The 26,154-nt window shown below is 47.6% G+C and carries 16 protein-coding genes; 7 read left to right on the top strand and 9 right to left on the bottom strand.

All coding sequences use genetic code 11. The features are described 5' to 3' along the window. Position 1 precedes the first annotated feature (1 nt). The 3 genes from recB to QMA41_RS19820 all read right to left on the bottom strand — a co-directional run bounded on the left by recB (position 2) and on the right by QMA41_RS19820 (position 8,402). On the bottom strand, positions 2-3,622 hold the full coding sequence (gene recB / locus QMA41_RS19810) for an exodeoxyribonuclease V subunit beta (RefSeq protein ID WP_281630409.1): 3,621 nt from the start codon (positions 3,620-3,622) through the stop codon (positions 2-4). Positions 3,623-3,877: 255 nt separating this feature from the next. Continuing rightward, positions 3,878-7,339 (bottom strand): exodeoxyribonuclease V subunit gamma, encoded by a 3,462-nt coding sequence (gene recC / locus QMA41_RS19815; protein WP_281630410.1) that lies wholly within the window; start codon positions 7,337-7,339, stop codon positions 3,878-3,880. Between the two features lie 94 nt (positions 7,340-7,433). After that, positions 7,434-8,402, bottom strand: a complete 969-nt coding sequence (locus QMA41_RS19820) for a TDT family transporter (protein ID WP_281630461.1) — start codon at positions 8,400-8,402, stop codon at positions 7,434-7,436. Positions 8,403-8,509: 107 nt separating this feature from the next. On the opposite strand from QMA41_RS19820, the gene QMA41_RS19825 reads away from it, so the two are divergent. Further along, a complete protein-coding gene (locus tag QMA41_RS19825) occupies positions 8,510-9,397 on the top strand; it encodes a LysR substrate-binding domain-containing protein (RefSeq protein ID WP_281630411.1) in 888 nt (295 codons plus the stop codon). A 56-nt stretch (positions 9,398-9,453) separates the two neighbouring features. On the opposite strand, the gene QMA41_RS19830 is transcribed toward QMA41_RS19825, so the two are convergent. Further along, entirely contained in the window at positions 9,454-12,636 is a 3,183-nt protein-coding gene (locus QMA41_RS19830; protein ID WP_281630412.1) for a multidrug efflux RND transporter permease subunit, read from the bottom strand. 15 nt (positions 12,637-12,651) lie between these two features. Beyond that, positions 12,652-13,875, bottom strand: a complete 1,224-nt coding sequence (locus tag QMA41_RS19835) for an efflux RND transporter periplasmic adaptor subunit (protein ID WP_281630413.1) — start codon at positions 13,873-13,875, stop codon at positions 12,652-12,654. 147 nt (positions 13,876-14,022) lie between these two features. Here QMA41_RS19835 and QMA41_RS19840 point away from each other — a divergent pair, with 147 nt between their 5' ends. From QMA41_RS19840 to ppk2, 4 genes are all read left to right on the top strand, one after another. Next, complete coding sequence (locus tag QMA41_RS19840; protein WP_281630414.1) at positions 14,023-14,652, top strand: TetR/AcrR family transcriptional regulator; 630 nt, start codon at positions 14,023-14,025, stop codon at positions 14,650-14,652. Between the two features lie 194 nt (positions 14,653-14,846). After that, complete coding sequence (locus QMA41_RS19845) at positions 14,847-15,152, top strand: YebG family protein (protein WP_019274144.1); 306 nt, start codon at positions 14,847-14,849, stop codon at positions 15,150-15,152. 144 nt (positions 15,153-15,296) lie between these two features. Beyond that, positions 15,297-16,046, top strand: coding sequence for a copper homeostasis protein CutC (locus QMA41_RS19850; protein ID WP_281630415.1), 750 nt, complete (start codon positions 15,297-15,299; stop codon positions 16,044-16,046). A gap of 58 nt (positions 16,047-16,104) precedes the next feature. Next, positions 16,105-16,887 carry a polyphosphate kinase 2 gene (ppk2, locus tag QMA41_RS19855; RefSeq protein ID WP_281630416.1) on the top strand — a complete coding sequence of 261 codons (783 nt, stop codon included), beginning with the start codon at positions 16,105-16,107 and terminating at the stop codon, positions 16,885-16,887. A 42-nt stretch (positions 16,888-16,929) separates the two neighbouring features. Here the strand turns inward: ppk2 and phoU are convergent, their stop codons facing one another. Genes phoU through QMA41_RS19875 form a run of 4 tightly spaced genes read right to left on the bottom strand, consistent with a single transcriptional unit; the run spans position 16,930 to position 22,334 of the window. Continuing rightward, complete coding sequence (gene phoU / locus QMA41_RS19860; protein ID WP_019274141.1) at positions 16,930-17,628, bottom strand: phosphate signaling complex protein PhoU; 699 nt, start codon at positions 17,626-17,628, stop codon at positions 16,930-16,932. Between the two features lie 21 nt (positions 17,629-17,649). Beyond that, positions 17,650-18,468: a phosphate ABC transporter ATP-binding protein PstB gene (gene pstB / locus QMA41_RS19865; RefSeq protein ID WP_006959735.1), complete on the bottom strand. Its 819-nt coding sequence runs from the start codon at positions 18,466-18,468 to the stop codon at positions 17,650-17,652. Between the two features lie 3 nt (positions 18,469-18,471). Then, the gene (gene pstA, locus QMA41_RS19870) at positions 18,472-20,118 is read right to left on the bottom strand and encodes a phosphate ABC transporter permease PstA (protein ID WP_038513253.1); all 1,647 of its coding nucleotides are present in this window, start codon (positions 20,116-20,118) and stop codon (positions 18,472-18,474) included. A gap of 26 nt (positions 20,119-20,144) precedes the next feature. Continuing rightward, on the bottom strand, positions 20,145-22,334 hold the full coding sequence (locus QMA41_RS19875) for an ABC transporter permease subunit (protein WP_281630417.1): 2,190 nt from the start codon (positions 22,332-22,334) through the stop codon (positions 20,145-20,147). 195 nt (positions 22,335-22,529) lie between these two features. Here QMA41_RS19875 and ppk1 point away from each other — a divergent pair, with 195 nt between their 5' ends. Together ppk1 and ppx are read left to right on the top strand one after the other, a co-directional pair. After that, positions 22,530-24,641, top strand: a complete 2,112-nt coding sequence (gene ppk1, locus QMA41_RS19880) for a polyphosphate kinase 1 (protein WP_095572558.1) — start codon at positions 22,530-22,532, stop codon at positions 24,639-24,641. Further along, the gene (gene ppx, locus QMA41_RS19885) at positions 24,616-26,115 is read left to right on the top strand and encodes an exopolyphosphatase (RefSeq protein ID WP_281630418.1); all 1,500 of its coding nucleotides are present in this window, start codon (positions 24,616-24,618) and stop codon (positions 26,113-26,115) included. The genes ppk1 and ppx overlap by 26 nt, the downstream gene beginning before the upstream one ends. Positions 26,116-26,154: the final 39 nt, after the last annotated feature.

Below are 26,154 nucleotides of genomic sequence, written 5' to 3' on the forward strand. Positions count from 1 at the left end.
ATTAGAGTAACTCCATCTGACCAGAGCTGGACTGTTTCGGTTCAATAGGACGCCCTTCAATCAGGCTGTCCATGTCTTCGAGAAACTCAAGTGTCGGGCGTGCAGAGAAAATGCCGTGGTCACTTGCTCCATCCATACCACGTAAAAACAGGTAATAGACTCCGCCAAAGTGAGTCTGGTAGTCATAATTTGGTACACGAGAGCGCAGGAATCGGTGTAAAGCCAGCGCATAGATTTGATATTGCAGATCATAGCGGTGATCCGCCATCGCCGCTTTCAAGGCCTCGCCATGATAATCAGCGACATTATCTCCAAGGTAATTGGATTTCCAGTCAAGTACGTAATACTTGCCCTGATGTTCAAACACCAAGTCAATAAAACCTTTCAGCATTCCCTGTGTGGAATGAAAGCCCAGATCGCCCGCTTTGGCAGACAGAGGGTCATGACGCTGAATAACTCGATTCAATGCTGGCGCAGTCAGTATTTCAATCGGTAACAAGAACTCCATTTCAACTAAACATTGGGCAGGCTGTTTTTGATTGAGTTTCAATTGCTTACCATCTAACGGCGTTGCCAATACAGTATCGACGAGTTGTTGCAGTATCGGCAACCAAGCTGGGTCAAGCTGCTCACTCTCCATCAAGTTAACAATGATTTCGCTATTGCTGTCTGAGGTTGCAGATTCGGTAAACTCAACCTCTTCAAATAAAGTGTGAAGGAAGGTACCTGGTCTGGCGCCTTTCGGGAAAGTAAAAATATTTTTCTCAGGCTCAAGCTGCTCTTCCTCCTGCTGCTCATCAGAAGAGTCGACATCCAACAACAAAATGTCCGTCACAGCATCGTCAAAATGGTGGCTGGCTCCCTGCTTAACCAGACCGGAATAACTGGTGATACGCCAGTTACGATCGATTTCATTTTGCAATTCATTGGCATGCAGCGCTTGCTTCTCTGCTTCGCGAGTAATAAGCTTTTCATTCACACTCTCTGGTAAATCCGCCAACCGGACACAACTCAGCTGCTGAGCGTGCTGTTGCAACGCAGCGGTTAAATCGGCGATGCCACCTGGCTCACCATTTTGTAATAAGTACCCCATCGCACTGTGGTGCACGCCAGTCGGCTCTTTCGTCGAGCGACCATTACGTAGCGGCGCCGCACCGACAAAGCACCCATAAACCGCTCGGGTAAGCGCTACGTAGATCAAGCGCAGGTCTTCCGCCAGCCGCTCCTTATCCGCTTGCTGCAATGAAGCATCCTGTTTGGTGATATCCAGAATGGTTTTGTCTGAAGCACTATCGTAATACTTGGCTTCTCTCGCCTCTCGATAGCTGAATACAAACGGCAAAAACACCAGATCGTATTCCAACCCTTTTGATTTGTGGATGGTGACAATCTGCACCAAATTGCGCTCCGATTCCAAACGCTGGATCTGCTCCTCACTTCCCCCGAGACCATTGCGGGCATCACTAATGGCCTGAGCCAACCAGCGCAGCAAACCGTGGTCACTGTCGAGCTCTTGGCTGGCTTGCTGAAGCAGCTCTCCTATGTGCATAAAGTCCGTCAGAGATCGCTCGCCATTATCTTCTTCAAGCAATCGTTCAGCGATGTGCCTTTTGCTCATCACACTACGCAGCATCGGCAATACGCCACGTTGACTCCATAAGCGGCGATACTCCTTAAACGCATTGATGGCATTTTCCCACTCATTTTCATCGTTATTGAGTTTGTCGAGAGTTCCTGCATCAAGAGCAAACAGTTCAGAGGCGAGGCTGGCTCTTAAAGCACGATCATTTTCCGGAGTGAGCACCGCTTGGAGTAATCGTTGTAAGTCTTCTGCCACCTGTGAGACAAATACACTATCTCGGTTAGACAGATACACGCTGGCAATCCCCTGCTCAGCCAAGGCCTGTTTGATCATTCGACCTTCACTGCCAGTTCGCACCAATACCGCAATATCTCCGGCCTGAATCGCGTGTTGAGACTTCCCGTCATCAAAAAACGCACGCTCGCTCTGAGCCGCCGACAGAATACGATGGATTTCATCGGCACAGGCCTGCGCCATGGCTTGGTGATATTCACCTTTTGCTAACGGCTTCTCTTCGGCTTCTTGTAACCAGTAAGTCATTGCCGGTTGACGCTGTCCATCTATCATCCACTGGCGTTTGTCTGCATTCGGGCTCGATTTAACCGGAAGAAACGGAATGTCATCGTCATAAACAAACGGGCTGCTCGGCGTTTCGAACACCTGGTTCACCGCCGCGACCATGTCTGAGCTCGACCGCCAGTTGGTGCCAAGAGTGAAGTGAGAGGAGACCTGATTACGTGCCTTGATGTAGGTAAATATATCCGCGCCACGAAAACCGTAAATCGCCTGTTTGGGATCACCAATCATAAATAAACCGCACTGAGGGTGATCAAGATAGATACGGCTGAATATGCTGTATTGAAGCGGGTCGGTGTCCTGGAATTCATCGATCATGGCGACCGGATAAAGAGATCGGATTCGCTGCGTAAGCAGCTCACTGTCATCTCCATCAATCGCTGCGGACAACTGAGTCAGCAGATCATCAAACGACAGCCACTGTTTCTGCTGCTTGGCCTTCGCCAACATCTCGCGGCACTGTTCTATGGCGTGTGCCAACAGTGGTGCTTCAAGACTAATAGGCTGGGCGAGAAACTGCTCAATAGCCACAAAAGCGGGATGGCTTGGCGCCTGCCCTTTTGGGGTCTTCTCTTGCAGGATATTCTGCGCAAACTTTTCCAGCTTATCCGGGTAATCATAGCCCGTGGTTTCACTCGCCGCCCACGCGTCCACCGTTTCAAGCCAAGCAGGCAATGATTTCTTGGTGTAGCTACGCTTGTTGACATCCGAGTCGCTGATAAGAGCAAGGTAGTCCTGTTGCCCTTCGCGCCAAATTGTTTTGAGTTCGTCAATCTGTTTGAGATTTTGGCTATGCAGGTCAGCCATACTGCCTTGCATTGCTGGCACTGAGAGCTGCAAAGGCGCCCCAGTTAAATAAGGGCTGATCTTTTTCAGCAATTCAGCAGGCGCTCCCCAAATTCGGCGCACTTCTCCGGCAAGATTAAGCGGTAATGGGTAGAAATTACGTCGCCAGTAGTCTGCCACAACCTGAGCTTTAAGGTGGCTCTCATCAGTAATGAATTCGTTATTAAAACGGCTACCGGACTCAAACGCATTTTGAGTCAACATGCGCTGACAAAAACCGTGAATCGTATAGACCGCCGCTTCATCCATCTGCCTTTCCGCTTGAAGGAGAATCTCAGCCGCTTGAGAATGATCGTCAATGGCTTCAAGCAAAGGTTGAATCACGGGATCACCGCTTTGGCCACGAGAAAAAGCCAGTCGCGCATCATGAATTCGGGCTCGAATCCGGTCTCTCAATTCGGCGGTCGCAGCCTCGGTAAAGGTCACCACCAGAATTTGGTCCACCGTTAGCGGCTGCTGGTGTTTGCTTTCCGCACAGCCATGACCAAGCAGCAACCTGAGGTACAGGCCAGCGATAGTGAAGGTTTTTCCTGTTCCGGCAGACGCCTCAATTAAACGCGCGCCATGAAGCGGAAAAGTCATGGTATCCAGTGACGTTACCATTGACGTGGATGTCATAAAATTCGTGCCCTTGATGCATTTATTCCAGATCCAAATGTGATCCAGACTTTAAAATGATATTTATCAATAAAAATCCCATTCAAGATAGGATTTTATGAGACCTCTCTCACGGCAAGCGGCGAGTCTTACCGATAGTATTCGCTGCACGACTTACGCAGGCAGTACCTGACGCTAAGCAACCGAATCATGGTCCCTCTGACCTGTGGCCGTACAGAAAACGCCCTACACCAATAATGATTTCCTGGCGGCCACCTACTTCTCTATCTCTTGATTATCTTTCACTGCCAGTCTCGGCGCTTGTAACACTAATGCCGTCAACGTCCTGACTTGCATCGCCAACTCATCGCTCCATTCAGGCCAGATACGAGCAATGTAAGCGTTCGCGCCTTCCCCATGACTAAGGTAACCATCGTTAAATGTGTCTGCCATTTTCTTGAGTGACTTTTCTTCATCATCAGCCCAATTACCACGGCTAAAGCCCGCTTCTACACAAGCTAAAGCGGTATTCGGGAAGTACGTTAAAGGCGTTGTCATTCCCTGATAGAACAAGCGAACCAACTCTCCCAGCGTCGAGTGAGCAGCAGCCGCACTCTCGAGAGGCGGAAACGTGAGGTGCACGGCTCCTTCTTTGCGGTCATAACCCACCATATGCGAGCATTGCTGATGCCCCATCGCGTTCATAGCCAAATGATCGATCCAGACAGCAAGATAATCCTGAGCACGTATTCGCCCACTGCGAAAACGAACTAAGCCCGATTGATAGCTTTGAGTTAGCCAACCTGTCAGCTGAACAGACTTTCCTTCTCCCAGCACATCAAAGGTCAGTTTCACTTCAAGATCGTCGCTCGGTGAGCCACATAACCAAGTGAGCTTTTCTACCAGCTCTTCAGCCTGCACTCGATTGGTTTCAAATTCGATATCACCAAATGCGCCTACTGGTAGCTTACCTTGAGCACGTTGATGTGCGATGAAGTCGTCAATAATGGCTTGCTGATCCCCTGCTCCGCTGAGCTGGTGTTCAAGCAATAATTCCAACAGGCTATCGCGCATTTGGTAGCTTTCTAAGCCATTGAGAACGAATGGCTCATCATCTTCCATTACAGGTAACGGAGGCTCAAACACCACCTTGAGACGGCGATTGAAGAAGTACTGCACAGGCAAACGCCAGAAGCGTTGTAACTCAACCAAATCCAGTTCGAGTGGATAGACTGCATCCAATAGGTAATCACTTAACTGGCGATTGAACTGGCCACCGACTTGTCCTTGTCGATTCGCCGCAGGTAGCCACTCTTTGGCGTAACTGGCATTATGTTCAACAAAAGCACTCGGGCTAAATGGCACCATAGAGTGACTGGCACTAATACAGTTCAGCAAACGTTGACCCGATTCGTCGACCGCTAACGCTTCATCTCCTGCCAGACAATAGTTTTGTTGGCAATATTCCATCAACTCAGACACCAATACTGACGGTACGCGCTCAGTATTGTCCTGAATCGAGCGACCCACATAGCTGATATAGAGCGTGTGTTGCGCTGACAACAAGGCTTCCAGAAATAGATATCGGTCATCATCCCGACGAGAGCGGTCGCCGGGTTTCGCCCGGCCATTCATCAAATCAAACCCTTCAGGCGGAACCGTTCGTGGATAAATCCCATCGTTCATACCAAGCAGGCAGACAGTGCGAAATGGGATCGAACGCATTGGCATCAAAGTACAGAAGTTCACTTGGCCTGCTAAGAAGCGCTGACTGACTCGGGTTCCGGAGAGTTTGTTGTGCAAGTATTGAGAGACAATATTTGGCGTCAGATCCTGCTCATACGCCGCTTCTTGAAGTTGATCTTTCAATGACGTCAGCGTATCCCGAATAGACTTAAGCGCCGCTTCTCCTTCCAGATCCACGCTAAAGAAGTCATCCAGCGCAACCGTCAAGGTTTCACGCCAGTGTTCAATGGACTGAGTCTTAGCCAACTGGCTACGGTAATGGCTGACGGTTTCGATAAAGTGAGCCAGTTTCCCCGCTAACTCAGCGCCCATCCCCTGGACCTGATTATAGGGGGACAACATCCCGCTTTCGGTTTCCAGCAACCCAGCAGACTCAGGCATAGCGTAACCGAGCAACATGCGCTGAATGCCAAATTGCCAAGTGTTTTGCGAGGTTTCGGGCAAATCAAATTCTTCGCCAGTATGGTGATTAAGTCCCCAACGAATGCCCGACTCTTCAACCCATTGCTTCGCTTGAATGAATTCATCTTCATTCAAACCAAATCGCGCCAAAATAGCAGGCGTTTCAAGCAATTCGAGTAATTCAGAAGCAAGACAACGAGTATTCGGCAAGTTCACTACCTGCATAAACGCATGCAAGATGGGACTTTCCTGATCAGCCGTTCGATCAGAGATGGAATAAGGGATAAATCGTTCACCCGGCGCATTACCAAACACCGCCTGAATGGCCGGACTGTAAGCATTAATATCCGCCACCATAACAATGATATCGCGTGGTTTAAGGCTTGGGTCGGCATCAAACATCGCCAGCAACTGATCATGCAGTACTTCCACTTCACGCATTGGGCTATGGCAAGCATGCAACGTGACCGAGCGATCTCGCTCATCAATCACTTGCTTGTGATGGCTATCATCGAGGGTATTGTCATCTTGATGCTCTTCAAGATTAAGGATATCGGCCTGTAAATGGTGCAACAGAGAATCACGATCAATATCAACGAAAGCTTCAATTTCATGAGACTCCAGTTGAGACAGTAAATACATGTTGTCTCTGCCCAACTTGCCCATTGAAGCTAGTAAGCTGTTGCCCACCACATTGGTGTGCAGTTCGTCATCGAGGTTTTGTTCGATATCGCCTTTGAGCTGCTGTGTTTCACCTTCTAGCTCAGAATGGTCTTGTTTCCATACCAGATGTTGTCGATGCCGAGCAGCCAAGCGCGCGAGGTATTTACGATCGCGTACCTCGCCCCAGTAGTAACGACAGGGGTTAGTAAACATCAGGTGGACATCAATATGCTCACCGATGGCCTTCAGCGCATCCATATAGCGAGGCGGCAGCGAAGTGATGCCAAACACAAACAATCGCTTCGGCAAATGATCAAACTTACCGCTGTAGTTTTCCAGCGTATCGATAAAGTGTTCGTAAAGGTTGGCGCGATGATAGGGCGACTGCCCTAACTCGATGGTGTGGTCGTACAGTGCCCGCCAAAGAATAGGCTGCCAGCTATGTTCTTCTTCCAGCTCAGCTACAACTTGGCCAGCTTCCCAACTAGCGATCCACTCAGGGCGATAAACCAGATAGCCATCGAAAATGTCAGCGATTTTTTCGGCAAGCTGATAGAGCTTACTCTGATCATCGTCATCCACTAGGTAGCGCTTAAGTGCCTCAAACTCAACCTGTTCAAGAAGGTTAGGAAGAATGAACATTAACTTCCAGGTCATGGCTTCTTTGTTGAAGGCGCTTCGCTGCGGCACATCAGTCAACACCTGAGTGAACATATTCCAGATGAAGGTGGCAGGGAGCGGGAATTCAATGTTTGCGGCAACACCAAACTCTTTAGCTAACTCCATTTTCAACCATTGTGACATACCCGGACTCTGAACCAGAATTTGCTCTTGTTCGAATGGGTTTTCTAATGGATTGAGCCTAACCAACTCGACGAGTAGGGATTTTAAAACGTCAACTTGGTTGGAATGGTAGACAGTAAACAAAATGCACTCACACTATTCTTGCCGCAATTGGGTTGAGATTAGCATAAGTGCATAGCTTTCTTGATAATTATACGCTTGTCAGTGCGTCAAAAGGTTACGCATTACGCACTATGACCTTATGAGGCTGATAGAAGCTGAAGTAACGCCATGCTACATACCCGACAACACCTGTCGCTACTACCAGCTCCAGACCCGCTAGAGTATGCACCTGCTCAACATACCGAGCGTCAATACCTGTCTGCTGCATCCACCCTGCTAGCTTAAATAACGCAGTTGAGCCTATAACCATTGGGAAAGTAAACGCGGCATAACCAGGACTAAATGGTAACCTCAGCAATCTGAAAAACGCGAGGTAGATAATCGCTGTCATCAATACACCAATGCCAAACAACAAACCAACAATCACAGGCGATGGCTGCGCTGACACTGTCAGATAACCAGCCAACGATAAGCTCGCGGGTGCAGCCATAATGGCTAAGGTTGGCTTGGCTGCATCAGGCACCTGATGGGTAAACATAAAGCGATAAATCATCATTGGTAGCATCACAGCATACGCCAACATGCCGAATATCAATGCACCATGGGCAATCACGGCCAGGTCTGGATTTCCCGAAAATGAAACGTCAGCAACAATGATGCCTACAGGAGGTACAAACCAGCTTGGTACCATATGATGCAGTTCAAACTCCTGAACTCGGTGGTAGATAAAGCTGACGAGGAAAACAATATGCAGACCGACGGCCCCCAACCAAAGCACATCACCCATCACTGGGGAAAAATGGCCGAGCGAATTAGACACCACCATAGTGCCCATAGCGAATGTAGGGACGACACTACCAACAACAGGGTGCGCCAAGTCCTGATTCAGCAGATGTCTATGAAACAGAAATTTGAACGCCAGAACCACGAGTAACACACTTGCTATCGCTGCCCCGCCCAACTGGCCATAACCATTTAAAGGCGCAAAGTTCTCCCAGCACCAACCTAAACTGGCAATCCCTAGCGCTAATCCTGCCATCGGTGTCGGTGCACCCATCACTTTTGCTTTTGTCGCTTGAATCATCATTGCCTCACATTCTTTCTTCTACGGAGACAATATTACGCTTGCTAAACGTTCGAATATATCTAATTATTTAAAACACTCGTTCAGAATAGTTAAACGTTATTATTATGGCTGCCAATATCTCCCTTAAACAGTTGAAAGTGTTCATTGCTATTACCCAGCACGACACATTGACTGCCGCCTCGGAAGCGCTGTTTTTATCCAAAGCCGCCGTCAGTATGGCGTTATCAGAACTGGAGAAACAGCTCGGTCATTCATTATTTGATCGGGTCAATAATCGCCTTGTTCTCAATCAGGAGGGGCAAAAACTACTGCCACTGGCAGACGAGCTATTGCATCGTGCTCAGGATATCGACCAGCTGTTTGACGGTGACCAAACGCTAAGCGGGCTGCTCAGAATTGGCGCCAGTGATACGATTGGTAATCAAGTCGCCCCTTATATGCTCAGCCAATTTCGCCAGCAGACAGGCCACAAATCGCAGAGCTTATTTATTTCAAACTCTGCTTTGATCTGCGAGAAACTGGTCGACTATGAGCTGGACCTGGCATTAATAGAAGGCAAAACCTTACATCCTCAGCTGACTTCCACTCAGTTTGGTCAAGATGAAATGTGCGTCATCTGTGCGCCGGACTCCCCCTTTGCCAAATCACCTCAACACCCAGTCGGTGAGCTGGAAAACAGCGAATGGATTCTGCGCGAGCCCGGTTCGGGTTCACGGGAGTTTTTCTTACGCGTGATTGCACCACGCCTTGAACACTGGCAAGAAGCGTTTCAGCTCAACACCACTGAAGCGCTGATCAACAGCGTTTCTGCTGGCCTCGGCCTAGGCTGTTTATCGCGCTTGTCGGCGGAACCCGCGATTCGTAGTGGTCGAGTGGTCGAACTGACGTTACCGCTGGATATGAAAAGGCGCTTCTGGTTACTGGTGCACAAAGAAAAGTATCAAAGCCCGCTACTCAAATCCTTCATCGACTTCTGTCATAACTGGCAATAAAAAAAGGGCAACCCCAATCACTAGGGCTGCCCTTCTAATCACTCAAATTAGAGAGATCAGACAGTGGATTCATTTGCTGGCTCAAGCGCCAATTTTTGTTCCTCTTGGTTCTGCTTCGCTGGGCTACGTTTTGCCAGTACGTAATAGAACAGTGGCGTGAGTAGCAGGCCAAATACCGTGACTCCAATCATGCCAGAGAAAACTGCTATCCCCATGGCTTGTCGCATTTCAGCCCCCGCACCGGTAGAGAACACCATAGGCACAACCCCCATAATGAAGGCGATCGATGTCATCAGAATCGGGCGTAGACGCAGACGCGATGCCTCTAAAACCGCCTCCATGACAGTGCGACCTTTATCCTGCAGCTCCTTGGCAAATTCAACGATCAGGATAGCGTTCTTCGTTGCCAGACCAACCAGTACAATCAAACCGATCTGGGTAAAGATGTTGTTATCGCTACCCCACATGATCACACCACTGATCGCCGACAATAGTGTCATCGGGATAATCAATATGATTGCCATAGGTAAACGAACGCTTTCATATTGCGCCGCCAACACAAGGAACACCAACAAGATTACCAGAGGGTAAATCAGCGTGGCTGTATCACCAGCTAACTTCTGCTGGTAAGTCAGCTCTGTCCACTCATATGTCATGCCGATAGGTAAGGTCTCAGCAAGGATCTGCTCAATCGCAGCCTGCGCCTCACCTGAACTAAAGCCAGGCATTGGGCTACCGTTCACTTCAGCCGTCGTATACGCGTTGTAATGCATCACACGATCTGGACCTGCGCTGTAGTTAACGTCAACAAAGGCCCCCAGAGGAATCATATCGCCATCGGCATTGCGAACCTTAAGCTGACGGATTTGCTCTGGTGTCTGACGGAACTCTTCATCAGCCTGAACATTGACCTGATAAGTTCGGCCAAAACGGTTGATGTCATTTACATAGGTACTACCCATGTAGGATTGAAGTGTAGAGAACACATCGTCAAGAGACAGATCCTGCTTCAGCGCTTTAGTACGATCGACGTCCAGATCAAGCTGAGGCACATTAACCTGATAGCTTGAGAATACGCCAGTCAGTGCTGGATGCGCCCAAGCTTTCATGATCACTTGTTGAGTGACACCATACAAAGCTTCATAGCCATGGTTTGCTCTGTCCTGGATTTGGAGACGGAAACCACCAATAGTTCCCAGCCCCTGTACAGGTGGCGGTGGGAAAATAGCGATAAAGGCATCTGGAATCGAAGCGAATTTCTGGTTCAGCTGCATCGCAATCGCGTTGGCACTCAAGCTTGGATCTTGGCGTTCATCGAAGTCGGCCAATGGTGTAAACACAATGCCGCTATTTGGGCTATTGGTGAAACCATTGATGCTCAGCCCTGGGAAAGCCACAGAGTGTTCAACCCCCGGCTGCGCCAGAGCGATTTCTGACATTTCACGAATCACCGCTTCAGTTCGATCCAGTGATGCTGCATCTGGTAATTGTGCAAACGCCACCAGATATTGCTTATCCTGCCCCGGTACGTAGCCCGTAGGAGTCTGATCAAACTGATAAGCTGTCAAGCCAAGCAAGCCAACATACATCAAGCCAATCAAGGCACCTAAACGGATGGTCTTGGTCACCGCGTAGCCGTATACCATAGCACCACGATTAAATAGCTTATTGAACGGTGCAAAGATAAAGCGGCCAAACAATCTGTCCATAGTGCGGGTTAACCAGTCTTTCGGCTGATCGTGACCACGTAGCAATAGCGCTGATAACGCAGGACTTAAGGTCAGCGAGTTAATCGCTGAAATAAAGGTTGAGATAGTAATCGTCAACGCGAACTGTTTATAAAACTGCCCGGTTAGACCAGACATAAACGCCGTCGGGATAAATACCGCCGCCAAGACTAACGTCGTTGCAACGATTGGCCCCGTTACTTCTCGCATCGCTTTTTCAGTCGCGGCAATCGGTGCTAAACCTTCTTCAATATTCCGCTCAACGTTTTCGACGACAACAATGGCGTCATCGACGACAATACCAATCGCTAATACCAGACCAAACAGGGACAAGGCATTGAGCGAGAACCCCATCAGATACATAAAGGCAAACGTACCTACCAGTGATACAGGTACTGCTACCAATGGAATGATCGAAGCGCGCCAAGTCTGCAAGAATAAAACAACAACCAGTACCACCAGCAAGACAGCTTCGAGCAATGTCTGAACGACGGCTTCAATTGAGCCACGCACGAAAACTGTTGGGTCATAAACGATCTCGTAGCTCACGCCTTGTGGGAAGGTTTGCGACAACTCCTCCATCTTCGCTCGTACATCATCAGAAATCTGAATCGCGTTAGAGCCAGAAGCTTGGAAAATAGGAATAGCAACCGCATCCTGATTATCCAGCATTGAGCGAAGAGAATATGTCTCTGCGCCTAACTCAATACGCGCTACGTCTCTGAGTCGGTTAACCTGACCATCTTCACCCACTTTGATAATGATGTTTTCAAACTCTTCAACTTCGCTTAGACGACCTTTCACATTGATCAATAGCTGGAAGTCAGAGTCGCCACTTGGTTGCGCGCCCAGACTACCTGCCGCAGCTTGTTGGTTCTGTTCCTGAATCGCAGCAATCACTTCGCTTGGATTCATGTCCAGAGCGGCGACTTTGTTTGGATCCAGCCAGATACGCATGCTATATTCACCGCCACCAAATAGTCGAACCGCACCAACACCTTCGATACGAGCCAACTCATCTTTGACATTCAGTGCCGCATAGTTCGCTAGGTACAGCAGGTCATAACGCTCATCAGGTGAAATTAGGTGAACCACCATCGTCAGATCCGGTGATGACTTTTCTGTCACCACACCCAAGCGCTGCACAGTTTCTGGCAAGCGAGGTAAAGCGCGATCCACTCGGCTTTGAACCAGTGTTTGTGCCTTGTCCACATCGGTACCGATGGCAAACGTTACGGTTAAGGTCATTACACCATCTGATGTCGCCTGCGAAGACATGTACAACATGTCTTCCACACCATTAATCTCTTCTTCGAGTGGAGATGCAACGGTATCGGCAATAACTTTAGGGTTTGCTCCCGGGTAGGTCGCCGTCACGACAACGGTCGGCGGCACCACTTCCGGATACTCAGTGATAGGCAACTGCCACACTGAGATCGCACCGCCGATAAAAATCAATATCGACAATACGGAAGCGAAAATCGGCCGACGTATAAAAAACTGAGAAAACATTGCAATGATTCCTTCTTAGTTCACTTGCAAAGTCAGAAGCTCATTGCGCTGCTGATCAAGTAGCGCCTGTTGCTGACGAATACTCGCGAGAGTGTTTTCATCCACCATAGAGACTTCATTTGGCGTCACTGGCATATTGGCACGTACACGCTGCAGGCCATTGACGACGATCTTATCGCCCGCATTCAGACCAGAAGCGATAATACGCAAGCCGTTAACACCTTCACCAAGTGAGATAGCGCGATACTGAACAACATTGTCGTCACCAAGCACCAATACATATTTGTTATTCAGATCAGTACCAATCGCTTTGTTATCGATCAGAACGCCCTGATAACTTGCAGAACCTGCTATACGTAACTTGGCAAACATACCTGGAAGTAAGTTTTGCTTTTCGTTATCAAACACAGCGCGGACTCGAATAGTGCCCGTAGTTTCGTCAATCGCGTTATCAACGAAGTCGATGTAACCCACATGCGGATAACCGGTGTCATTCGCTAGAGCCATCTGCACCACATTTTCCGCTTCACCATTTTCAGGCAGAAGGTTATTAAGCTGTTGATATTTCAGGTAGCTACGCTCATCAACATCAAAATAGGCGTACATATGAGAAGTCGAAACTAACGAGGTCAGCACAGTTTGGCCAGTCGTCACATAGTTACCTTTGGTGATTTCAGCGTTAGAAACTTTACCGTCGATAGGGGCGCGAACCAGAGTGAATTCCAGATCCAACTCAGCTTGAACTAACGCGGCTTTTAATGCAGATACACTGGCAATACTGCGCTGCTTATCCGCAAATCGGGCATCCACAGTTTCCTGAGAAATCGCTTTGGTTTTGCTCAGACGCTGAGCTCGTTCATAGTCTTTGATCGCCTGATTAAGGCTAGTTTGAGCGCTGCTGAGCTCCGCTTTAAGGCGTGTCACTTCAGCCGCGAACAGACGATTGTCGATGGAAAACAGTACATCTCCCGCTTCAACCACACTGCCTTCTTGGAAGTGAACTTTATCGACATAACCCGAAACGCGAGGCATCACAGTAACTGTCTGAGGTGACTCCAGACGACCTGAGTACTCATCTAACTCAGTGACTTTTTCAATTAATACCTGAGCCACTTCAACCCCAGGCGGTGGTGGCGCTGTCGCAGCTGATTCTGCGTGTGAATCCTGACATCCCGACAACACCAAAGGTGCTGCAATTGAGATTAGTAGAAGAGGATTTCTAAGGTGTTTACCTACCATCTCGCTATCCTTATCGTTATTTTTGTACCGATCGGTATAATAATCTCAAGTTTTGAGTTAGATCAAGATAAATTTATAAAATGAATGATTAGTGCATATAGACAACGTATGACAGCCGCATTACCATTTAAGGGAGTTCAGGAATAAGTGACAGATAGATTTATGACAGGCGGAACTTCTGGCCGACCACGCTGTTTTGACCAAGAGACAGCGTTAGAAGAGGCATTAAAAGTTTTTTGGAATCAAGGGTATGAGGGTGCTTCACTCACAGACCTAACGAAAGCTATGGGGATTAATAAACCCAGCATGTATGCGGCTTTCGGCAACAAAGAACAGCTCTTCCTACAGGCCGTTGATATGTACAAGCGACGCGAAAGCGAGTTCTTCTATCAAGCGCTTGAACAGCAAAACATCTGCGACGTCATTACTGGTATCCTATCTGGCTCTGCTCAAGCACACTGCTGCAATGAAAAACCCAAAGGCTGCCTAATGATACAGGGCGCACTGGCTTGCAGTTCAGAAGCCAGCACCATCAAGCAAACCCTAATGGCTAGCCGCAATGAGATGGGAGAAATTCTCCACCAAAGGTTTGAAAAAGCGCAACAAGAAGGTCAATTGATCGAAGGCGCCAACCCGAGAGTAATGAGCCACTACCTTGCGACTGTTCTTAACGGTTTATCCGTCCACTCGGTGGATGATATTTCAGAAGAAATGATCCATGCCGTGGCTAACATGGCGATGAACAATTTGCTTTCATGCTGCATTCAGCCAGACTGATCACTCTCCCAATCGCAGAAGAGCTCACGCTTCTTCTGCCCTGAGTTTGTTTAGATAATCAACCAATTGCTCATACTATCAGCAAACGCATTGCCCAGCTCTCAGAGTTGAGCTCGCTATCTGGACTTAATTGGTTAAAAACTGTATAAACAGACAGTAATATATTCCATTAATTTTGAGTTAGAGGACCAACCATGGCTGTAATCGTCAAGTACGTGGTAGAACGCAACGGAGAAGAGAAAATGACTTTTACCTCTAAAGCGGAAGCTGACGCCTATGACAAAATGCTTGATATGGCTGATGAGCTTTTTGAGCTACTAGGTAAAAGTGAGTTGCTGGAAGATGAAGGCAAGCAAGAAGACTTGGCTATGTTCCTGGCACAAAACAAAGAAGAAGTACTTTTCGCACTTGGTGCTAAACGCAAACCTGCACCAAAGAAAAAGAAAATTGAGGCGGTTGAAGACGCTGAAGAAGATTCAGATCAAGAAGACGCAGCATAACAACACGCTAAACAAATGTATAAAACCTCAGCAATGGCTGAGGTTTTTTGTTTTAGGGAAAACAAATCGCCTCACGTTTACCCTAATTCCCTGCTCATCTCTGAGTTACTATTTCTACTGTCTAGCCGTCATGAGAAAATTGAGATGAGTTATATTGTCGAAGTATGTATCGATAACATTGAATCCCTTCACCGCGCGATTGAAGGTGGTGCAGGCCGCATTGAACTTTGTTCATCACTGGCACTAGGTGGTCTTACACCAAGCTTTGGCTTGATGAAACAAGCGGGCAAACTCTCATCCGTGCCTGTGTATGCCATGATTCGTCCTCGTCAGGGCGACTTTCTCTACACCGAGGAAGAGATTAAAAGCATGTTGATTGATATCGAAGCGGCTGCCGATGCTGCTTTACATGGTGTGGTTCTTGGCACTTTGAGTGCGGATGGTCACATTGATATGAACGCCGCTAAACGTCTGATCAACCAAGCCAAATCCCTCAAACTAGGTGTCACTTTCCATCGCGCGATTGACCAATGCGCCGATTATCAGAGATCTATTGAAGATATTGCCGAACTTGGTTGCGAACGTGTTCTTACATCGGGACTTGCTACTAACGTCGAACAAGGCCTTGATGTTCTTCGTCATATGGTAGAGCTTGCTGACAATCGCTTCTCAATTATGGCAGGCGCAGGCCTAAACGCAGAAAATGTCTGCAAGATCGTTTCTGAATCTGCTGTTCAGGAAGTGCATTTATCGGGTAAATCCACACGGCGAAGCAAAATGAAGCTCATCGCGGATCAAGCCAAAATGGGCAATCAGAATATTGATGACTTTGTTGTCCCGGTCACGGATCCACAAGCAATTGAAAAGGTCGTAAAAGCTCTCACTTCTTCGTGATTCTTCTCTCCCGTCTGACTTTGAAATGCTAACCTTTTGATAGCAAAAGGAGAGTCTTATGAGTAAAGGCAAACTGGATAAAAAGTTTTACGAAAAGGAACTGTCTCGTCTTCAAGTTGAATTGGTTAAGCTGCAAGAATGGGTCAAGCAAGAAGGTCTTAAAGTCGTTGTGATTTTTGAAGGTCGGGACGCAGCAGGCAAAGGTGGCGTCATCAAACGTATCACTGAAAAGCTCAACCCTCGTATCTGTCGCATTGCAGCCCTACCTGCTCCAACCGAGAAAGAAAAGACCCAATGGTATTTCCAGCGCTATGTGGCGCACCTTCCTGCTGCTGGTGAAATGGTTTTATTTGACCGTAGCTGGTACAACCGCGCAGGCGTCGAAAAAGTCATGAACTTCTGTACCCAAGAACAGTATGACGAATTTCTGCGATCATGCCCCGAATTTGAACGTATGTTGCAGCGTTCTGGGATTATTTTACTCAAATATTGGTTTTCAGTTTCAGATGAAGAGCAGGAGAAGCGCTTCCTTGAACGGATTAATACACCGGTAAAACGCTGGAAATTTAGTCCAATGGATTTGGAGTCACGCAATCGCTGGGCGGAGTATTCTGAAGCCAAAGACAAAATGTTTGCCTACACAGACACAAAACAGTGCCCATGGTGGGTTGTGCCCTCTGATGACAAAAAGCGCGCTCGCTTAAACTGTATCAGTCACTTACTGGAGCAGATTGATTATCAGGAAATTACCTATCCAGATATCTCACTGCCTGAACTCAGTAAAGAAGGTTACATCCGCGCTCCTATTGAAGAGCAAACTTTTGTTCCTGAAAAATACTGAAGCCCGCCAAGCCATTAGAAGATACAGTATGTCGCTGCGTGTTTAGCGCAGCGCATCATCAATACTTTGTTCACCCAAGTGGCGAACATCTTTGCCTTTAACAAAGTAGATGATGTATTCGCAGATGTTTTGACAGCGGTCCCCTACTCGCTCAATCGCGCGTGCAGACCACATAACCTGTAGAATATGGGGAATGTTCTTCGGATCTTCCATCATATAGGTCATCAACTGGCGGATAACGGCTTCATACTCCGCATCAATTTTATCATCCAGCTTATACACTTCCGCGGCAGAATCGACATCCATACGCGCAAATGCATCTAAAACCTGATGCAGCATGCCTATCGCTTGACGGCAAAGTGGTTCAAGGGACACCTGGAACATTTGCTCTTGGGATGACGGACTTTCAATCGCTACATACGCCATTTTGGTTGCCACGTCCCCAATACGTTCAAGATCGGTGATGGTTTTGATGATAGCCATGATCAAGCGTAGGTCTTTGGCCGTTGGCTGACGTTTGGCAATAATTCGTGTGCAGGCTTCATCGATAGAGACTTCCATCGCATTCACTTTGTGATCGTCACGCACGACTTTACGCGCTAGCTCAATGTCCTCTTTGTGCAGTGCCTGCATAGCAAAAGATAACTGCTGCTCAACCAGCCCTCCCATCGTCAGAACGTGGGTTCGGATGGATTCTAATTCGACATTAAACTGTCCTGATATGTGACGTCCAAAGTTCATGAAATATCTGTATCTCCCTTATTAACCGTATCTACCTGTGATGTAGTCTTCCGTTTGCTTTTTCAATGGTGAAGTGAAAATTGAATCTGTATCTGAGTACTCGATCAACTTACCCATATGGATAAACGCCGTGTGATCGCTGACCCGTGCAGCCTGCTGCATGTTATGAGTAACAATAACTACAGTATATTTGGTTTTAAGATCATTGATCAGTTCTTCTATCGTCAGAGTGGAAATTGGGTCCAGCGCAGAGGTCGGTTCATCAAGAAGTAATACTTCAGGTTCAATCGCAATTGCACGGGCAATCACCAAACGCTGCTGCTGACCACCAGACAAACCAAACGCATTTTCATGCAGCCTGTCTTTCACCTCTTCCCATAACGCCGCAGCACGCAGAGAGCGCTCAACAGCGTCATCGAGAACTCGACTGTTGCGAATACCCTGCAAGCGTAAGCCATACACCACATTTTCATATATCGATTTTGGAAATGGGTTCGGGCGCTGAAACACCATTCCAACACGGCGGCGTAGTGTCGCCACATCAACCTGTGGGTGATAAATATTTTTGCTATGCAGTTTCACTTTCCCTTCCACGCGGCACCCTTCAACCAGATCATTCATTCGGTTGATGCAACGTAGGAGCGTCGACTTACCACACCCTGAAGGCCCGATAAACGCCGTCACCTGACCTTTAGGAATGCGCATGGAGATATCGCTCAGTGCCTGAGTATTCTGGTAGAACAGATTCAGATCTTCGATTGCAATCGCCGTCTGTTCATCACTCAGGTTGTTCACGTCTAATGGTGCCTGATAGCCCAATGTCTGATTGACTGAAAACATCTCTTAATCTTGCCCCAGAGTTCGATATTTCTCGCGTAGGTTATTGCGAATACTGATCGCCGTCAGGTTCAGTCCGACGATGACACTCACCAGCAAGAACGACGTCGCGTAAACCAACGGCCTTGCACTTTCAATATTAGTGGTTTGGAAACCAACATCATAGATGTGGAAACCTAAATGCATGAATTTTCTATCCAGATGCAAAAATGGGAATTGGCTATCAACTGGCAAGCTAGACGCCAATTTTACCGCCCCCACCAGCATCAAGGGCGCTACCTCGCCTGCAGCACGGGCAACGGCCAGAATCAGTCCAGTAATGATCGCAGGACTTGCCATTGGTAATACAATTCGCCACATCGTCTCAAACTGAGTTGCACCGAGCGCCAAAGAACCATGACGGACGGAACTCGGGATGCGGGTCAAACCTTCTTCGGTAGCCACGATCACAACAGGGAGCGTCAGTACCGCCAATGTTAACGCTGACCAAAGGAGACCCGGCGTACCAAATGTCGGCGTTGGCAACTTCTCAGCATAAAACAGGGAATCGATTGAACCGCCTAATGTATAAACAAAAAAACCGAGTCCAAATACACCATAAACAATTGAGGGGACACCGGCGAGGTTTATAACTGCGACACGAATCAAGCGAGTAAAAGCATTATTTTTCGCGTATTCGTGGAGATAAATCGCAGCAATCACACCCAGTGGCATAACGATAATCGACATGATCAACACCAGCAGAACCGTACCGAACATGGCCGGAAAAACGCCACCTTCAGAATTCGATTCTCTAGGATCATCGGATAAGAATTTCCATGCCTGATGTGCCCACTGAGCCACTTTTTCAACTACCGTCATTTGGTTTGGATACCAGACATCCAGGATCCGACTAAGTGGGATTCGGTACTGATTGCCCTTCATATCTTCGACAATCAGGCCCTGCTGAGCCAATTCTAACCTCAGTGCATCCAGCTGTGATTCCATTTCCGCGAGCTGCTGGCTAAACATGCTCGATTGAGCGTCGTAACGTTTGATGAATTCAGCATCTAAGCGGCCATTCAGTTCACGTCTTTTCTTCTCTAAACGCAACTTGTCAGCCTGAGCACTGATCACTTTGATCTGCTTCTCTACCAAGCGATCAATTTTAGTACGTTGCTTATCGGCAAATACCAGCGCGCTTTTAACATCGGTTTTAGCCTGCTCGCTTACCTTGCCATCAGCAGTAAAATATCCTTTCGGTTGACCGTAAAAGTCCCCACCTCGGGTCCGTTCAATCACCGCCCAACCTTCAGGCTTTGAACGTTCAAGTAAGTCGACTTCCAGAATAGAAACAAAGTCAGCAGGGTAAATATCCCGATTGGCAATCTTAATACTCAGTCGCTGAACTAAGCCTTTCTCCTCGACTTCGGGAGTGAGCGCAATGTCCATTTCGCGTAAGTGGCTGATCGGCACATATTCTTCAGCATAAAGCTGACCAATCAAGACGTCACCCTGTTCAGTTTTCCACTGATAAAGGGGAGCAGGCCAGAAATAGGACAAACCTTTCCAACCGATAAGCAGCAGCAAACCAAGCACTGACAGCAAACTAATGCTGACTGCTCCGCCTGTTAGCCAGACCCAAGGTGAACCGGACTTTAGCCACTTAAACACGATCAATGCCCCTCGGATAACTTCGATTACAGCGCACGATATTTATCCCTTAACCTTTGACGAACCCATTCCGCGAGCGAGTTAACCGCGAAAGTAAACACCAGCAAAATCAGCGCTGCCAAAAACAGAATACGATAGTGAGAGCTGCCCACTTCAGACTCAGGCATTTCAACTGCGATAGTGGCAGACAGGGTGCGCATACCTTCTAGAATATTCCAATCCATGATTGGCGTATTACCTGTAGCCATCAGCACAATCATGGTCTCGCCGACGGCACGCCCCAGCCCCATCATGATGGCAGAAAAGATACCTGGGCTTGCGGTGAGTAGCACGACATGAATCAGGGTTTGCCAAGGCGTAGCACCTAACGCCAAAGAGCCATCTGATAGATGTTTTGGCACCGAGAAAATCGCATCTTCTGCGATGGTGAAAATGGTAGGGATGACGGCAAAGCCCATCGCAAAACCCACCACCAGCGCGTTACGCTGGTCAAAACCAATTCCCTGCTCGGCAAGATACGCACGGACATCGCCATTAAATAACCACTGTTCGATATTGCCACTCTGGCCCAAAATCACGACAGTAAACAACACCATCGCAGGCATCAGAATCAACGCATGCAAACCATTGGGGAATCGACTGCTCCAGTTACGTGGTAGCTTGTGCCAAATCGCCCCAATGGCAACGGTTGAAATGGGTAAGAACAACATCAACGACACCACAGCCGCCAGATGGCTCTCTACAATCGGTGCGAACCATAGCCCGGCTAAGAAACCAATGATCACGGTAGGCAGCGCTTCCATCAGTTCAATCGAAGGTTTCACGACGCGGCGCATGGATGGTGTCATAAAATAAGCCGTGTAAATTGCGCCTAATACAGCAATCGGCACAGCAAACATCATGGCAAATGCCGCCGCTTTTAACGTACCAAATGCGATGGGCACAAGGCTGAATTTGGCTTCGAACTCATCGTTCGCCGATGTGGTTTGCCAAACAAATTCCGGCTCGGGATAACTTTCATACCAGACTTTCTGCCACAGCGAAGATAAAGAGATTTCCGGGAATGGATTATCAACGTAAGCCACATTGAGCTGTGAGTCGGACAGGGTTAGCAGGTGCTTTTCATTGTTAGACATTGCCGCCAATTGCGGCGCTTTATCGTAAGCTCGTTTAAAAATCACCAGTTTTTCGCTGGTGGTGTAATGGCTCTGCACCGTGCCATTGATGTAAAAGCTGTAAAAACCCTTGCGGTACGTATCAGGCAGCAAGAATTGCAGCTGCGACGCCAGTTTAAAATCACGAATCTGAGTGAGATGTCTTTGCCCGTCACTCAACACATCAAACCATTGAGAGACTAACCCATCCTGATGACTGACCAACAAAGAATATGCGCCAGACAACAGCTTAATATCCGTCACCGCGTGTTTGCTCTCGCCCTGACTCAAATCGACCACTTCACGTACTACGAAGCTTTCAATACCTTTTTTGGCAATCACGACTTCAGAGCCGGTTCTTAGGTAAAGCGTGTTGCCATCAGGCGTGAGAAGCAACTGGTCGAGGTCAACAAATGGCTTAGGAAACTCGAAATTCTGAATCTGCTGATTAGCATCACGCCAACGAATTCGAACACGGTTATCTTGGTAATAACCAGCTAGGGTGACATTGTTATCCACAGCAAAAGCAAACGACCTTAGAGCTGAGCCTGACTCTGTCTGCAAATCAAAATCTAAAGAAAAGTTATCAACTTCGGGAGAAAATATACGCTGCTCACCCTGCAGAAGGCTGGTCATCTCAGGCCGATATAACAACACTTGCCCGTTAGCCGTTGCCGCACCCAACCAACCCTGTGCTGGGTTGCCCGAGCTGTACAGTGAATACTGAGCGCCTAGTTCAACCGATAAACTGGGCTGTTGTGACCAGCTCGTCAGGGACCAGAAGTCAATATAACCGGCCTTAGATACCACATAGGCATGCTCACCATAATCATCTATTCCAGCTGCCATTGGCGCTTTAGTGGTAATCGACTGGATAGCAACATTTGGAGTGAATTTTGCGTCAGAGAAAAGAGGCAGGACCATCATTGCCAGATAAACGAAGATCAAAACCAGCGCAGCCAAAACACCGACACCACCTGTCGATACCGCTAGCCGAACTAAACGATCTTTGATTAGTCGCTTTCGATCACGTTCTCGCAATGAAAATTCGGCTTTGGTCATTTCTCTCACTTACCTGCATTTGCCCATGGGTATAATATTTCGATTAGGTGACAATTATATTACAGATCGCAATAAACAACTGAAAATAATGCAATAAGATCATGCAATAAAAGTGTCATACAAACCCCTTAATTTCTAAGCCAGTTCCATTTTTACCACCTAAATTTGGTTAGGCTCGTCAGTAAAGGTCAGGTTATGAGTGCAGAAAAGCTTTACATTGAAAAAGAATTGAGTTGGTTGTCTTTCAATGAACGTGTCCTCCAAGAAGCCGCAGATAAAACGGTGCCTCTCATCGAAAGAATTCGTTTTTTAGGTATATTTTCCAATAATTTAGATGAATTCTATAAAGTCCGATTTGCCGATGTGAAACGTCGAATCCTAATTAATCAGGAACGTGGTGGTAACGACAATTCCAAACACTTGCTGACTAAAATGCAGACCAAGGCTCTCAAACTCAACGAACGCTTCGATGAGTTGTACGCTGAGCTGATCCGCGACATGGCGCGCCGACGTATCTTTCTCGTCAATGAAACTCAGCTCAACGAGTCGCAAGAAAAGTGGGTCAAAAAGTATTTCCGCAATCAGGTTCTCCCACATATCACCCCTCTTCTGATGCGAGACGATATTGATGTCCTGCAGTTTCTTAAAGATGAGTACGCTTACATCGCGGTTGAGCTGCGTAAAGAAGAGCAAAATCAGTATGCGTTGATCGAGATCCCGACCGATCACCTGCCCCGCTTTGTGATGGTTCCCGAGCAGAAAGGAAAACGGCGCAAAACCATTATCTTACTCGACAATATAATTCGTTACTGCCTTGATGAACTGTTTAGCGGCTTTTTTGATTATGACGAGCTAAACGGTTACGCGATGAAAATGACTCGCGACGCGGAATATGACCTTAGCCATGAGGTGGAACATAGCCTACTTGAGCAGATGTCAGAAGGGGTCAGTCAGCGTCTGACAGCAATGCCGGTCCGCTTCGTTTACGAACGTGACATGCCGGAAGAAATGCTGGAGTTTCTGTGCCACAAACTGCAAATATCCAACTACGATAGTTTGATTCCCGGTGGGCGTTACCACAATTTCAAAGACTTCATCGGCTTTCCCAATGTCGGACGCGAGTATTTGGAAAACAAGCCATTGCCACCGATGAAGTGCGCCGATTTCGACGGCTATGCCAACAAATTTGATGCGATCAAAAATCAGGACATCCTGCTTTACTACCCATACCACAGCTTTGAGCACATTTCTGAGTTAGTCCGTCAAGCTTCATTCGATCCTAAAGTGCTCAGCGTTAAGATCAATATTTACCGTGTCGCCAAAGACTCTCGTCTGATGAACTCGTTGATCGATGCAGTACACAATGGCAAGCAGGTAACGGTCGTTGTAGAACTGCAAGCTCGATTCGACGAAGAAGCCAATATCGAATGGTCAAAAGTCCTGACTGAAGCTGGCGTGCAAGTCATTTTTGGTGCTCCGGGTCTGAAAATCCACTCCAAACTCCTACTCATTAGCCGACGAGAAAACGATGAAATCATCCGCTATGCCCATATCGGAACTGGTAATTTTCATGAAAAAACGGCCCGTATTTATACCGATTTCTCGTTACTGACTGCTGACCCAGAAATCACTAATGAAGTACGCAATGTCTTCGGTTATATCGAAAATCCATACCGTCCAGTAAGGTTTGAACACCTGATAGTTTCACCGCGTAACTCACGCAAACAACTCTACCGTCTGATCGACGGTGAAATCGCCAATGCTAAAGCTGGCAAAAAGGCCGCCATTACACTGAAAGTGAATAATCTGGTCGACAAAGGTCTGGTCAATAAGCTCTACGGTGCCAGCGCTTCTGGGGTAGAAATCAAGATGATCATCCGTGGCATGTGTTCACTGGTCCCTGGGGTCGAAGGGGTGAGTGAAAACATCAAGATCATCAGCATCGTTGATCGTTTTCTTGAACATCCGCGAGTCATCATCACGCACAATGATGGAGATCCACAGGTTTACATTTCCTCCGCTGACTGGATGACACGCAATATCGACTACCGCATCGAAGTTGCTGCTCCAGTACGTGACCAACGTCTTAAACAGCGAATTATTGATATCATTAACATCCACTTTACCGATACAGTAAAGGCCCGCTGGATAGACAAAGAAATGAGCAATACCTATGTTCCAAGAGGTAACCGTAAGAAAGTTCGCTCGCAGATTGCTATTTATGACTATCTTAAAAATGTAGAAAAACAAACAAAGAAACGTAAAGAACAGTCCCTTACTGATGACTCAATCTCCGGAAATTCGTGATGTTGCCGCAATTGACCTTGGCTCTAACAGCTTCCACATGGTGGTGGCTCGTGTCGTAGACCAAGATCTGCAACTGGTCAGCCGACATAAGCAGCGAGTTCGCCTCGCTGCTGGCTTAGATGCTCAAAAAAATCTAGATAATGCTTCGATTGAACGAGGCCTTGAATGCCTTGCTATGTTTGCAGAACGCCTACAAGGCTTCGAGGAATGCAATGTACGCATTGCGGCTACACATACTCTTCGTCAAGCCAACAATGCCCATATTTTCCTCCAACGTGCGAGAGAAGTGCTGCCATTCCCTATTGAAATCATCCCCGGCGTCGAAGAAGCACGTTTAATCTATCTCGGAGTGGCGCATACCCAGCCAGAATCAGACTCAAAACTCGTGGTTGATATTGGTGGCGGCAGTACTGAGATGATCATTGGCAAGGGGTTTGACCCGGAGCTGATCAACAGTAAACAAATGGGTTGCGTCAGTTATACCAAGCTTTACTTTGCTAACGGCAAGCTCTCGCGCAAAAATTTTGCTAAAGCAATACTCGCAGCCGAGCAAAGATTAGAATCCATTGCTCATCGCTACTGTAAGAAAGGGTGGGAGATTGCGTTTGGCTCGTCGGGTACGATTAAAGCAATTCGAGAAGTCTTGATTGGCATGGGCTACGACGATGGCATCATCACCGCTAAGCGTCTCGACAAGTTAGTCGAGAAGCTGTGTGATTGGCCCACGATTGAGGATATTGATCTAAGTGGGCTAACACCAGACAGAAAGCCTGTTTTTGCTGCCGGCGTGGCCATTCTGATGGCGATCTTTAAAGACCTCAAAATAGACGAAATGCACTTTTCAGAAGGTGCGTTGCGTGAAGGTTTGCTGTTCGAAATGGAAGATGGCTTTAAACGCTCAGATATTCGGATGAGAACCACGGAAAACCTAGCCAGCAAGCATTTGGTTGACCTTGACCATGCGGCAAGAATTAAACATCAGGCGCAATCTTTCCTGCAACAGGTGCATCAGGATCTAGGCATCAAAAAGAGCTCAGAGCTGTTTGATTTGCTCGACTGGAGCGCCCTGCTTCATGAAGTTGGCCTCAGCATCAGTTTACAAGCCTTCCATCGCCATTCCGCTTATATTCTTCGTCACACCTACATGCCTGGATTTAACCGTGAACAACAAACAGTGTTGGCCATGCTAGTCCGTTTTCAGCGTAAGGCACTTAAACTACATGAAATGGAAGAGTTCACGTTATTCAAGAAAAAACACATCATTGGTGTGATTCGTATCTTGCGCCTCGCGATCTTACTCAACGGTCAACGTAACGAAGACGCTTTGCCAAAACTGATGTTGAGCATAGACGGCGATACATGGACATTGGGTTCAGAGGATGACGAGTGGCTAGAGCACAACAAACTCCTGCATGCTGATTTGATGACTGAACAAGAATACTGGAACAACGCGGGTTGGGCGCTGAATTTTTAGTTGTATAGTCTGAAGTGCTCGATAGCCGTTGGTAGTGTT

This window comes from Vibrio sp. St2 (assembly GCF_947311885.1).
GTDB lineage: Bacteria > Pseudomonadota > Gammaproteobacteria > Enterobacterales > Vibrionaceae > Vibrio > Vibrio coralliilyticus.